The sequence below is a fragment of the Caballeronia arvi genome (genome assembly GCF_001544695.2).
In the GTDB taxonomy this organism is placed as follows: domain Bacteria; phylum Pseudomonadota; class Gammaproteobacteria; order Burkholderiales; family Burkholderiaceae; genus Caballeronia; species Caballeronia arvi.
This window is the reverse complement of the sequence record NZ_FCOM02000108.1, coordinates 1-12,676: the sequence shown is the minus strand read 5'-3', so window position 1 is coordinate 12,676 and position 12,676 is coordinate 1. Positions and strand designations below refer to the sequence as shown.

The window sequence follows — 12,676 nt, the reverse complement described above, 5'->3', positions numbered from 1 at the left end:
CATAAAGCCGGGTGACCGGCCTCTCACTGACCACCAGCGTCGGACCGTAGCCCCTACCGCGCGAGCGGTTTAGTCCTTCGGCCACGATGCGACATTCGCCGGGAGCGTCCTCAGACATTAAGACGGCGGCTGCGCGCCCGCGACCGGCCATTCGATCCGGGCGCAGCGGGCCACACATCCAACGGCCGGAGAGGATCGGTGCTAAGTTCGCGCCGCGGTGGCGCCTCACATTGATTTCAGCAGACGGCATAGCATTCACTTTTTACGCGGCCGGCTCGACCCACTAGGTTCGATGCGTTCGGCGAGTAGAATCGTTTGCATGGCTGGCGCACACCCTGCAGCCAACGCGCCGTAGGTGAGCGACCACACGCAGGCCATATCGGAGAGCTTATGTGTAACGTTCGAAGAATGTTGTGCACAGTGCTGCTTGCCTTATCTGTCAGCGGGATGGCACAAGGCGACATCATTGCGTCCTGGCAGTCAATCCGGATGCCTCCGCCTCCGGATGTGAAGGCCTTCGAGATTACCGATCCCGGTCACACCGCGCTGTTGCTGCTTGATTTCGACACCGGTACTTGCAACAGCAAGGAACGCCCCACCTGCATGGCTTCACTGCCGTATGTCGCCAACTTGTTGAATAAGTCGCGCGAGGCGAATTTGATGATCATCTACAGCCTCACAAGCACGGGCACAGTGGCGGCGGTGCCGCCGTCTATCGCGGCCAGCGGCGACGAGAAGGTCGTGCAATCCGGGGTGGACAAGTTCTTCAACACCGATCTCGAAACGGCTCTGAAGACCCGGGGCATTCAAACCGTGATCGTTACGGGCACGATGGCACACGGCGCAGTGTTGTACACCGCAAGTGAGGCGGCGCTGCGGGGCTTCAAGGTAGTGGTCCCGACCGATGGCATATCGAGCAAAGACCCGTTCGGTGAGCTTTCGACCGTGTGGATTCTCGCCAATGCGCCAGCCGGTGTCAGCAGAAACGTTACGCTAACTCGCTCTAGCATGATCAGGTTTCCGTAGTAGGCGATTCTTCGTCTGCAAGATTTTTCAGCGCGATGCCTAGGGGCGACGTGAGTTATTCCTACGTCGCAGTCTGCCCGAATATATTGAAGTGCCTATGTGCGGACGCGAGTCGCGTTGGCGGCCAGTGTGACCAACTCCTTACGACCGGCGACCTTGCGAACAGGACTGGTCGGCGCCGACTTGAAGCGGCCGACCGGATCTGGCAGAGGCGCCCATTACCGTCGCTGCTAACTACATCGCGTTGCCGCTCGAGTGGCGGTTTCGCCCGCGAACAGTTGACGTTGGTGATGCGGAACTGGCTGATTCTCGCCCGAGGGACAAAACAGGCGCTTGAGCAATCATCACCGCAGATCCAAGCCGGCAGCGGAGGGCACGCAGTCTATCGAGAGTTTCGTTTTTCCTTCTCGTTCGACGGGGACCATCCAGCCTGCATCAGGCAAGGCACTGTGTACCTCTTTGTCGTCGATCAATGTCGAATCCAGACCGGGCCACCCGATCCGTTGAATCGTGCGTTTCCCGTGCGCAGACGCGTCGGTACGCGAGACATAAAGCGCGTTGCCAACAAAGACGAGATCTTGAGGCGCGGGATTCGCAATACTGGCGCGAGGCAGAACGACTGGTTTCACGTTGGCGAAAGATCCTGTTCCGTCGTTGAGCATCACGATGGAAGGTTGGCCATATCCGCCGTCGGCGCCCAACAGCACAATGTCCGGTCGGCCGTCTCCGTTGAGGTCGAGCGCTTCCACATCGGTGAAATCAGTAATGACCTGCGTCATTAACGAAGGGCGCGGCACAAATCGGCCCTGTCCGTCGTTGACCAGGATGACGGTAGCAGTAGTGGAGTCAATAGGAAATTCATCCGCGGAGACGCCGGCTGTCCTTGAATAGGTGGTCGCGTTTCCATCGACAGCGACGACGTCGATACGACCCGTGCCAGTGAGGTCGGCAGCCGCCGCCGACACGAAGGCACCCTCGATGTCCAGGAAACTAGTCTTGTAAGTACCGTCGTGCTGGCTCAGAAGAATAGCCGACCTTTCGCCGACGAAAGCCGTCGTGCCGAGACCGCGGCAGGCTACGAAAATATCTGGTTTCCCATCACGATTGAAGTCCGCCACGACAGCCTTCGTGGGATAGACACATCCGCCGTCATCGAGAAGGATGGAGGAGTCGCGGACGAATGTGTTGTCCTGCATACGTCTCCAGAACTCGAACGCTCCTCTGGCCGCACGCTCTGGCTGCACGGCGGGATCGAAGGTTGTCGTCGCGACGAAAAGGTCGAAAGCCCCCCGCTGGAAGAAATCCCCGAAAGCGCGAGCGGTAATCCTCGCCGACGGATAAGGCAGCTTCTGTGGTCCAATGTTGAGCGCTTTCGCGTTCTCGTAAGATGTGCTGGCGACGCGAGGACTGGTCAGGTAAGTGGCAGACAAAGTGAGCTCTTCGCCGCTACTTAAAGAGAACACAGTACATAAAGCGGCGAGCCCCAGAGACTTCCACATGTACTCCCTGAGCGCGAGTCCCATGAGTCCTCCTGCGATAGTCGTTGCCGTTATTTCGCCTGTCTTTCGTTGTCACCGTAGGCCTGAACGGAGTAAGCGTCCGATCTGGCCCCTCCCCTTGGATTGCAGGTCAGCAGTCCTGAGTCGAGCGACGATTCAGTTATAGTGCCGCCAACTACTGAAGTGAAACCCGATTTCACGTAACCGACCGTTCGTTTTGAGTGAATCCTCATTCCGGTCGGTCCTCATTCCGGTAGGCCCGCCTTGCGCAGGCCTCCGTAAAAGCGCTCGCGCTGCGCGAGATATACCGGGTTTTTTGAATGATCGATGACCTTCAAACCGCTAACCGAGTGAATCTGGATGAGCTGTTCATACCTTTCTAGATTCTCATGCGCTTTCTCATCGCGTCCGTGCAGTGCGTCGATGGCGGCCATCCACAGATATGCAAACCCCGCCCTGGGATTTGCCGTAACCATCTTCTCCAGTTCCGAATAGGCTTGATTGTCGTTTCCAAGATGGAATTGCGCGATTCCCGCGACCAGATGTGCCGACGCCGCCCTGTATCGATCATTGGGGCCCAGACGAAGAGCAATATCGACATACTTCTGCGCTTCTTCGGCGTGTCCGAGTTCGACTCGAATCAATCCGATGCGAACATAGGCGTACACAAAACTCGGATTGAGGCTCAGGCAGGTCTCAAGGGCATCTTGGGCGGCCTCCAGTTGTCCCAGTAGGGATAACACTTTGCCTTGAGCGACATGGGAGTACGGATTGTCCGCATCCAAGGCGAGCGCTCTGTCAGCCGCGTCTTTAGCTTCGCGAAGCTGATCCCGAGGGTAAGGCACCTGTCCGTAAAAAATCGCGTCCGATAGGGCGATACTCATTCCAGCCCACGCCGAAGCTGACTTCGGAGCCATTGTCAGTGCTTTACGAAACTCGCGAAGGGCGCTCTCAAACTCTGGCCGGGTCATAGCCCGCCGCAGGGCTGAGAAGCCACGCATCGTGTGCTCGATTGCCTCCTGCGGCTCGACGCCCTCTGTTCCCCAGCCGCCGATTACGTCTTTTGTGCGGAGGTCGAGGGCAGACGCGATGCGCGGTCCGACGTCGCGTCGCCAGCTCCATTGACTCTCGTTTGGGTACACGAGCGTGTCGGCCCACAACACTGCGCCTGATTCTGCAGACACCAGGCGAACAGTAATCTGCACTTCTCCGCCGGAGCGCCAGACACCTCCCGTCACGACGAAGGGGGCCTGAAGTTCCTGCCCCACGCGGCGCACGTCGAATTCAGTGTCGCGATACCTGTCAGTTGCCCCTTGAGCGATTACTAAGGTGTCCGGCAAGCGTGACAAGTCGGCGATCACGTCGGTCGTAATGCCGTCGGCAAAGTAAGCTTGAGACGCGTCGCCACCTAGATTTTCAAACGGCAGAACAGCCATTGTTCGACGGATCGCCGCGATATGATTGATGCGACGTCGCGCTGTCGCTTCACGCGCGCCCCGCCAGGCCCAGATGCCGCCACCTGCAACGGCTGTCAAACTGCTTGCTAGCACCACTAAAAACCATCGTCGGTTGATGCCGACCGGAGATGCAGACGGCGATGGCGTGGATGCCGGCAGTGCAACCGAGCATGGTTCGCTTGTGCCCGCTTCGGCAGGCGCCGTCGATTCCAAGGGTGCAAGCTCGAGAATGTAACCGCGACGAGGTACCGTCCGGATCACCTTCTGGCGTTGATCTCCCAGTGCCACGCGCAGTTCGCTGACGCACTGGACTAATGAATCATCGGTCACGATGACGTCACGCCACACTGCCTCGATGATTTCGTCTCTTGCCAGGAGACGACCAGGATGTTTCGCAAGGTACACCAACAGAGCAAACGTCTTGGGGCGGAGCGGTACCGCCCGCCCATCGATGCGCAATTCGCCCCTACAGGTGTCGACCTCGAATCCCGGATAACGCAATACGCGGACCGCCGGCGCCCTGTCGATGGTCGGCATCGTTGGCACGTTCGCGGAAATCTCGGCATCCATTTTTCATCGTCGCACGACCCGGCGCCCCGCTGGCTGCTATGTGCCTTTAAATATTAGGTCGCCGCCCGACGGTCGGCACACAAGATTGCTCTTCGTCGCCGCCTGCACTTGCGGGCAACTGTCGATGGAACGAGCGCACCGTGGAACGGGCTTCGCCGCGATCGGGAGGCTGACGTCCCGCACGAAGTTTTGCGCTTATCAGACGCCAGCGTCGTTTGATTAGAGAAATCGTCGGTCGCCGTCGGCATCTCGGCCGCACGTATCCGGCATGACTGGCGCAGTTCCTTTGCTATTCGCGCTCGCCGAACAGTCAGCAACCACACAAGGGCGAAAATTCCAATAAAGAGGACAAACGTGCCGAACGCCACCGGTCCCGTTGGCTCAAACGGCATCCGCTGTGCTCCCAGGAGAACGCGAAAAAGGAGGTCCGACAGCGCCAGAACTGTTGCGGGATCGCGGTTCTGCGCAAAGTGGTGGTTCACGGACATCATGTTCTCCACGAGTAGCTGGCACGGAACAAGATGGGCTTGGAAGCGTCGCGACACATGACCATTGGCCGAATGAACGCTGAAAATCTTCCGAAAATGCAGCGACTCCGCATTTCGTAAGGGACCCATAGAACGCTAAGAAGCGGCAGCTCGATGCGCCTCAACCCTGGTAACGGCGAACCGGCTCGCGTCGTATTCCTGACGCTTGCGCACCTCATCACCGTCGCGCGCTTCGATTGATGTGTTGGCTTCAACGAAGATGTACTCGCCGGACCTGAACCGCACCACCCATAGCGCCGGGGTGCGGCGTTCGTCTCGGACAGCCTCCGAGCCGTTCCTGAACGAAAGCAGCCTCGCAATGAAGGGAAACATGGCTGATTCTCCGGACGACAAAAATCAAAGCGGCATAAGCACGTAGCCTTGCGTTTCCAGCGTCGTGACGGTCGTCAGAGCGGACAGCGCCAAGATGACGTCGGGCGCGACCCAGGCGAAGTCGAAATGACGCTCGGCCACTGCCTGCCCGCACACGGCAACTGTTACGCCCGCTTTTTTCAGCGCAGCGATCAGCGGGAGGTTCGGGTTGGCAACGCCGTACGCGGCGCGGTAGTGTTCATCGTCGAGCACTAGCGCGGTCGCCGGGCCGGAGGCCACTGCGACGAAATTCAGACGTGACAAGGGCACGCCGGCTGCCACATAGAGATTAACGGTGCGTGCAACGCGGTCGAGGCCTGGATCGACCACGTCAGGCGTCTTCGCTGCCTGAGTAAGCGAGAACACGATCTTGTATGTGCGATCAGGCTGAGGCATGAACGCGGCATCGGGAAGCAAGTGCACGCGACCATAGTTCGCGATTGTCGGTGTCAACCAGTAACCGTCTGGTGCCTTTTCTTGCGCCAGCGTCGCGGCCGACATAGCCATGGCGCCGACCAGCGTGGCGGCTGCGAAACCTTTTAGGATCTTCATTTCCGTTCCTTGAATAGATTTTCACGATCGGCCGTACGTTCAGATACGAGCGCGCGCTCGACGATGTAGTATCCGGGCGCCGACGGGTTGGCGCTTTCGAGGCCAAATCCTTCGGGCGACGCGCGTGTTCCGTGTTAATCGGCAATCGCTTAGTTGCTGGACTGCTGCGAATATTTGAAGCGGTGCGCGAGGCTCGTTGGCAAGACCAGCCTAGGCCGCGGGGCGTGGTGAGCCACGATCGTCTGCCGAACGAATGCCGAAAACTGGCCGAAAGTTGAACTTCCGCCTCGCGGTCAGTAGAACGAGACTGACAAGCGGGAGGGAAATCGTCGTCGAGTTCGTAGCTGAAAGCGCCGGATGTCAGCGAGCGCACCGCGCGGCAGACATCCGCACCGGCCGGCGCGTCGCGCGGTCATTCGAACGTCGCTTCGGCCCGGGCAAGCTCTCGTTCGATCTGGGGACGCGTGCGCTCGTCGCAGGCCACTTCGGTAGGCGCTGACCTAGAATAGAAGCATGGTCGCGACCCAATATGGAGCCTGCCATGACCCAGTCTATGATCTACTTCGTTGTTGGCTTGGCGGTCTTGTTGGTCGCCGCGTTCATGGTGGCGCAACGTTACAGGCGCGAGCATCCAGAAGAGGGTATAAGCCAGTGGCTTGATTCGCATCATATGGGTTGGCTGCACCGACACAAACATTGACCAGGTGCGCGACAAGCCCCGTCCCTCAGAGACTGTCGCAAAAGGTACAACTCCAAGCAATTGGGCTTAATAAGTGCTTGAACTGTCAGGGCGAGAAAAACCGTCACGGTCGGCTGTGTACCCTTTTGCGACAGTCTCTTTAGGGCGAAGAGGATGTCGCCGCATCGCACGGCGAAAAGCCCCGCTACCAAACGTTTTGCTGCCGAGGAGCGCGCTGCGACCCTCACGCGCGCTAAGGTCGCAAGCCTTTCGACAGAGCGGCGAGATTCCCGTGCAGCATACCTACGAGGGCGCGAAGGTATCTCCGCTGGTCGCGTCGTCCGGCGTGCCCGCGGACACAAAAGCCAGGCGCGACGACCCTGACGCGCCGAACCCAGCCGCGCCGAAAATGAACTTATCAGAAGCGATGAGCGATGGCGCAGGATCGGGGACGTGGACGACGGAACGGATGACGTGGTTAGTCTTTCTGCTCGTCGCACCATTGAATCGCCCATCGCTGAGCAGCCTCGACGGCATCCTCGTCGCTTCGATAGTCGCCGATGTCGCCCGACCACTTCCCCTGGCGGGCATTGTCACCCTCCAAAGAGCGCCTGAAGATCTTTGCACGCGGCATAACGCGGACATGTCCCGTTCAGCAAGTCGTTCGCGTGGCTTGTTTGCCGTTCCTAGGAAGTCTGTCGCTGCTGGGATGCGTCAACGCATATCCTTTTCGCCTGGCGACGCTCACTTAACAGCAGACATGCGTCGCAGGTTCATTCCTTGGACGGCTCTTCTAGCCCGGAAAGAACGCGTTCCACGCTGCGCGCACCCCTTGCGCGGCGGCGCTCTCCGCGTCCATGTGCTCGGTGTCCGGCGAAATGCCTGGATCCTTGCTCAAGCCGCGCCAATGCGTGAATACCAGTACGGGCTGCTCCGTCCAGTTTCCCTCGGCAAATCTGGCGAACGCGGTATCGCCGCTGGCGAGCTGGACTTCGTACCAGCCATCGCGGGCCGGTGAATATTGGGCTTGGGGGAACCAGTCAGTGGTGTCGATTTGCATCTGCGCGTCCGATTTTGGAATGGCGAACTGTTCTATGAGCGCTGCGCGTATAACACGGTGTTTGAATTGTACTGCGTGCGACCGAGTCGGCGCCGCTTTCGGGCAGATGGTTGGCAACCGGGAGGTGGTGTCGTGGATTGTGAGCGTCGTGTCGCGGCGCTGCACGGTCGCGAACAGCGGCGAGTGCCATATCGGCGCCGCACCCAGGATGCACGACTCAAGGCTCGAAAAGGCTATGACCGAGTCGGTGCCGCTTTCGGGCAGCGGGTTGGCAGCCAAGTGGTTGAGGTCTGGAGTCGTATCTCTCCACCCGTCAAAGCGAGTTTAGCGACGGTCCGCCAGTTGACACACCTCGCAGGGAGGGGGCGTCCGTGATTGCATGGGTTCCAGACCGCGGAACACCACGCGCACGAAGCGTCAGGCATCCGATAGCGCCGCTTTTCGGGACTTCAGTCTATTTGACTGATCTGAAATAGTGCGCTGCTCGCTCTGGTTGTCTTTCTTCATGCGGCGCGACACGGATTGTTCGAGATGAACTGGGACGTTCTTTGTCCGCAGTCGGGAATGGTCCTCCAGAGCTTCGGATCGTTGCGCACGCTCACGACTAACTATGCGTGTGGGCTATGCGACGTTACGGGCGACACGGACCTGGGCGACTTCATCGAGGTCACGTTTTCAATATCGCCCGAACTTCAGAGGCTCACGTTCCACGATCCCGACTCTCTTTCGGTTGAGGACTTCCATTGGAAACTACGATTCAACGGTGACGGTCGACTTGCCGGCCACAAGTCCGGTTTCTCGACTTCTTGCGGGTGATGGTGCGCGGCCTCACGTTCCTGCCGCCAGGTTCGACGACGACCCTGCAGACGGCCCTTGGCCCCGGTGCATTGTCGGGCGTGAATGTCGAGACACAAGCCGCTCTGATGGTTCCGGTCGCTGGCGAGGCCGCGACGTCGCCGACGCTGTTGCAGGTCGAATATGACGGACAACGGTTTGCCACAGCGCTCTCCGTTGTGCCACCCGGACCCGTCATCATCCAAGTGAGGAATACCGGGAGCACGCGCGGGTCGCTGCTCTTGATCAATTGGCCTCCCGAGGTCATCGCCCAGACCATCAAGCCGCCGCTCGAATTCGAACCCTATCTCTCCGGAGGGGCGCTGGTTGCACGACAGACCTTCCGGCGCCTGTTCCGCTCGGAACGCGTTGACGAGAAGGAGGGGCTTGGGATTCGGCAAGTGACATTTGTCTTCACGGATCTCAAGGGTTCGACCGCTGCCTGCCAATGCCGCCTACTTTACGCCCGAGGAGGACGACACTCACGATCGCGTGTTAGGGATGAGTGAGGCAGGCGATCCGATCTTTGCCTATGAGGACGGGGTGGGGATCCTTGCACTTGGCGTTGTGTTGAAAAAACCGAGTCTTGCGCGCTGCACAGCCGACTCTGGGCCGTATCCGCAATCGTCCGAGATCGTTAAACGTATCAGCGTTGAATGGGATACAACCGTCAACTGCTCAAGCTCCGAAGTCTATGGCAAGACGGGATTCGTACGATTCACACTTCAGGAGCGTGGCGCGAAACGCGGATCGGATGATGATTTTCTGTATGAGTTGCGCGAGCGCAGCCCCAAGTGGGCGCTTCAGGCTGAACTCGTGCGTGAAGAAGCCGCAGCTGCCAAGGTCCAGGCTATAGAGAGAAGCCAGTTCTCCCCAAAGGACCGTGAAGCGATTCAGAAGGCGCGAATTGGGCAGGGGCGCTATCGCACGAACCTGCTACTCATCGAGCAACGTTGTCGCGTCACGGGTATCGAAGACGCTGCGCATCTGATTGCGAGTCACATCAAGCCTTGGACGATGTGCGAGGGCGATGAGCACTGGGACGGCAATAACGGCCTGTTTCTGGCGCCTCACGTTGACCATCTGTTCGACAAGGGCAGAATCTCTTTCAAGGATGATGGGACCCTATTGATTTCCCGCTTCCAAGACCGCGGGGTCCTGCGCGCATGGGGTCTGCCGGAGGTGCTGGACGTTGGCGGCTTCAACGCGGAACAATGCCGACACCTCAAGATCCATCGGGATACGATTTTCGAAAGAACACGGTCTTGGAGCGCGTTAAGGGATGCGGCGCGTCAGGCAACGGTCTAAAATCGCGGGCTTCGGCCATCGCGTTGCGTCGGAGAGATTGCCCGGCGAAAGGCACTCGAAAAACGGTATGAATGGCCGCAGTGCGTTGTAAGCAGCCGTCGTATTAGTAGAGCGGCGTAAGACCGGAGTGGGGTCGCGAGCCGCCGGTCACCGACCCGCAGCGGCTGGCCAGGCCCGCTATTCACGCTTGCTCCCGAACGGGCATTCGCGGCCAACCGCATGGGTTGACGACCAGGGGTTTGCAACATGCTAAGCTACGGACGTTCAAATTTCGGGTTGGCAGGAGCGAAATGGCGCTGCTTGGCGATACGGCTCCATTCCTGAGAAGCCTGCCGGCGACCGGCGCATCCCTTATAAACCGTGGCTAGCGACGTCCGCTGCGGGCCCATACATAGCGCACCCACCGCTGCCACGGGTTCTGCGGCGGAGCGAATGAGCGGTGCGTAGCCTGCGCTTCGCGGTCGCGCTCAACGCTCTTCTGCACCTGCACGTGGATCTGCCGCAACGTCATGCCGCCGGGGCCTTTCAGCTTGTCAGGATCGGAATCAGGATCGAGATCGGGATCGTCTGTCATGGGAGTCGCCTGTTCCTCGTGAGGTGACTTGATTTTGAACCTGGTAACGATGATTGCAAAATTGCGCTTTCAATGGTGAACGCGCGAATAGCCGAATTAAAAAATGGTCCGGGCCGGGTTTCAACCGGTCGAGACGGGTGCGCGAATGGCCGTTCCAGTTTGCAACCTGCCGTAGCGCTCGCATCGGGCCGAATGGCCGATGAGGGTCGTGAGTGTGAGTTCACTGATTCAGGCAGTTGCAGTCCTACCGCGCGACGCCACCAAGGTCAGCAGTCGGCCAGGCTGCCGACATTGAACGGAAACGGCTTCAATGTCCGCAAAGGCCGATGGGACTAAACCGCTCGCGCGGTATGGGGCTCCGGCCCGTCTCTGGCAGGGAATGACAGGTGAGTGGCGCCGGTGGTTATGTTGGTGACTGAGGCAATCCGCCTCGTTCTCCAGCAGGAGCCCCATCATGACCTCATCCGATCCGGGCGTCAGCCCGTTGCGCCGGCGCATGGTTGATGACATGCGCATGCGCAAGTTCGCACCCAAGACCCAGTCCGGGTATCTGCGTGCCGTACGCCAGTTTGCCAGGTTTCTCGGGCGTTCACCCGATACTGCTACCGTCGAGGACCTTCGGAATTACCAACTGCATCTGGTCGATCACGGCACCTCGCCGGTAGCGCTCAATTCGGCGATCAGCGGGCTGAAGTTCTTCTTCGACGTTACGCTCGGCCAGCCTAAACTGATGGCCCGGATGCAGCCGGTACGCGTGCCTCGCAAGCTCCCGGTGGTGCTTAGCCCCGAAGAGGTGCGGCGTAGACAGCGTCAAGCGGCACGGCCGGTCAGCGACAACTATTCTGGCCGGTCGACGGGTGTAATTGTCGCTGGCTAATTCATAGTTGTCGCTTCTCCATCGTAATTGTCGTCGGGTAATTGTCGCCGGCGCGCGCTCTGTTTGTCGCTGGCCTTTCGACGGCGATAGCTTTCAACATTCAGTTCGAAGATCGTCGAGTGATGGACGAGCCGATCAATGGCTGCGACCGTCATGCCGGGGTCGGGGAACACGTCATTCCATCCCGAGAATGGCTGGTTGGCCGTTATGAGAAGACTTTTACGCTCATACCTCTCGGCGATCAGTTCGAACAGCACACTGGTTTCGGCCTGATCCTTACGCGCGTACGACAGGTCGTCCAGGATGATGAGATCAAACCGATCAAACTTCGTGAGCGCGGATGGAAGTTGCAGGCTCTGACGCGCAGCCTGGAGCTTCTGGACGAGCTCGCTCGTGCGTGTGAACAGCACTCGATAGCCGGCTTCGATTAAAGCGTGTCCGATGGCTGAACCTAAATGACTTTTGCCGCCACCGGGGGGCCCGAACAGGAGAATCGTGGCACCTTTCTCCAGCCACGAATCTCCGGTCGCCAGTGCCGTGACATGCGCTTTCGAGACCATTGGCACCATGCTGAAGTCGAAGGTGGCCAGCGTCTTGGTCGGATCAAGATGTGACTCGGTACGATGCCGCTCGATGCGTCGTTTGGCACGTTCGGCCAGTTCGTGCTCAAGCAGCGCCCCAAGCAATCGCGTAGCCGGCCAGCCTTCCTTATCAGAGCGCTCAACGAACTCGGGCCATAACCTGCCGATGGTCGGCAGACGTAACTCGTTCAACATCAGGGCCAGACGGCCGTTGTCATGGGCAGGGGCGTTCATGCTGCCACCTTGTCGAGAAGCTCGTCATAGACCGCGACGGGCGGCATTTCGACTACCACCTCGGGACATCGGGCCTGACGCGGCGCGAATTCATCGCGCAACTGCTTCAGATCGGGCAGTTCGCCTGCTTCGAGCAAGGCGTCGAGCCGCTCGGCCAGCAACGCCTCAACGCCGTGATGTCCTGCGAGTTCGAGCAGCCCTACGATCGTCTTGCATGCCTGGCGTTGCGTCAGTTGCGTCTCGAGCTTCTCCCAGGTCCGTCGGTAGGCTTCACGGGGAAACAGCGCGTCGCGAAACGCAAACCCCCTGAACGCCTGCGGCTTGCGCTTGAGAGAATCGATGAAGTGACGATAGTCCAGCGCGTGGCGGTTGTCGGCTGCACGGGAGCCTCGCGGCGTACTGTGCACCAGCGCGCCCGACAGATAGCAGTCGAGCCGGTCACCATAGATGAGCCTGTCATAAATTTCGTGTTCAAGGCATAACATGTGCGAAAAGGAGCATGTATGCCACGCAAACCGAAAGCTGC

At 59.4% G+C, this 12,676-nt stretch carries 10 protein-coding genes and 3 pseudogenes; 5 read left to right on the top strand and 8 right to left on the bottom strand.

Annotated features, from left to right (window positions below):
- Nucleotides 1-447: 447 nt before the first annotated feature.
- A complete protein-coding gene (locus AWB74_RS41970) occupies nucleotides 448-1,026 on the top strand; it encodes a cysteine hydrolase family protein (RefSeq protein WP_087039528.1) in 579 nt (192 codons plus the stop codon).
- Between the two features lie 596 nt (nucleotides 1,027-1,622).
- On the opposite strand, the pseudogene AWB74_RS48905 reads toward AWB74_RS41970, so the two are convergent.
- From AWB74_RS48905 to AWB74_RS41940, 5 genes and pseudogenes are all read right to left on the bottom strand, one after another.
- Nucleotides 1,623-1,805, bottom strand: a pseudogene (locus tag AWB74_RS48905) (FG-GAP repeat domain-containing protein); the annotation flags it as partial.
- A gap of 965 nt (nucleotides 1,806-2,770) precedes the next feature.
- Nucleotides 2,771-4,552: a winged helix-turn-helix domain-containing tetratricopeptide repeat protein gene (locus AWB74_RS41960; RefSeq protein ID WP_087039526.1), complete on the bottom strand. Its 1,782-nt coding sequence runs from the start codon at nucleotides 4,550-4,552 to the stop codon at nucleotides 2,771-2,773.
- A gap of 623 nt (nucleotides 4,553-5,175) precedes the next feature.
- Nucleotides 5,176-5,412 (bottom strand): hypothetical protein, encoded by a 237-nt coding sequence (locus AWB74_RS41955; protein ID WP_061152420.1) that lies wholly within the window; start codon nucleotides 5,410-5,412, stop codon nucleotides 5,176-5,178.
- A 24-nt stretch (nucleotides 5,413-5,436) separates the two neighbouring features.
- Nucleotides 5,437-6,003: a DsrE family protein gene (locus tag AWB74_RS41950; protein WP_061152419.1), complete on the bottom strand. Its 567-nt coding sequence runs from the start codon at nucleotides 6,001-6,003 to the stop codon at nucleotides 5,437-5,439.
- Between the two features lie 1,472 nt (nucleotides 6,004-7,475).
- A complete protein-coding gene (locus AWB74_RS41940) occupies nucleotides 7,476-7,742 on the bottom strand; it encodes a hypothetical protein (protein ID WP_061152424.1) in 267 nt (88 codons plus the stop codon).
- Between the two features lie 531 nt (nucleotides 7,743-8,273).
- On the opposite strand from AWB74_RS41940, the gene AWB74_RS48900 reads away from it, so the two are divergent.
- Genes AWB74_RS48900 through AWB74_RS41930 form a run of 3 tightly spaced genes read left to right on the top strand, consistent with a single transcriptional unit; the run spans nucleotide 8,274 to nucleotide 9,884 of the window.
- A complete protein-coding gene (locus AWB74_RS48900) occupies nucleotides 8,274-8,558 on the top strand; it encodes a DUF5939 domain-containing protein (RefSeq protein ID WP_407642546.1) in 285 nt (94 codons plus the stop codon).
- A complete protein-coding gene (locus tag AWB74_RS47085) occupies nucleotides 8,558-9,085 on the top strand; it encodes a hypothetical protein (protein WP_200822112.1) in 528 nt (175 codons plus the stop codon). The genes AWB74_RS48900 and AWB74_RS47085 overlap by 1 nt, the downstream gene beginning before the upstream one ends.
- Nucleotides 9,078-9,884 carry an HNH endonuclease gene (locus tag AWB74_RS41930; protein ID WP_061152418.1) on the top strand — a complete coding sequence of 269 codons (807 nt, stop codon included), beginning with the start codon at nucleotides 9,078-9,080 and terminating at the stop codon, nucleotides 9,882-9,884. The genes AWB74_RS47085 and AWB74_RS41930 overlap by 8 nt, the downstream gene beginning before the upstream one ends.
- A gap of 364 nt (nucleotides 9,885-10,248) precedes the next feature.
- Here the strand turns inward: AWB74_RS41930 and AWB74_RS41925 are convergent, their stop codons facing one another.
- Nucleotides 10,249-10,458: a hypothetical protein gene (locus AWB74_RS41925; protein ID WP_061152417.1), complete on the bottom strand. Its 210-nt coding sequence runs from the start codon at nucleotides 10,456-10,458 to the stop codon at nucleotides 10,249-10,251.
- A 454-nt stretch (nucleotides 10,459-10,912) separates the two neighbouring features.
- Between AWB74_RS41925 and AWB74_RS41920 the strand changes: the two are divergent.
- A pseudogene (locus AWB74_RS41920) lies at nucleotides 10,913-11,260 on the top strand (site-specific integrase); the annotation flags it as partial.
- 71 nt (nucleotides 11,261-11,331) lie between these two features.
- Here AWB74_RS41920 and istB read toward each other — a convergent pair.
- Complete coding sequence (gene istB / locus AWB74_RS41915; protein WP_061152416.1) at nucleotides 11,332-12,150, bottom strand: IS21-like element helper ATPase IstB; 819 nt, start codon at nucleotides 12,148-12,150, stop codon at nucleotides 11,332-11,334.
- Nucleotides 12,147-12,676 (bottom strand): annotated as a pseudogene (locus AWB74_RS41910) (hypothetical protein); the annotation flags it as partial. The gene istB and the pseudogene AWB74_RS41910, both read right to left, overlap by 4 nt.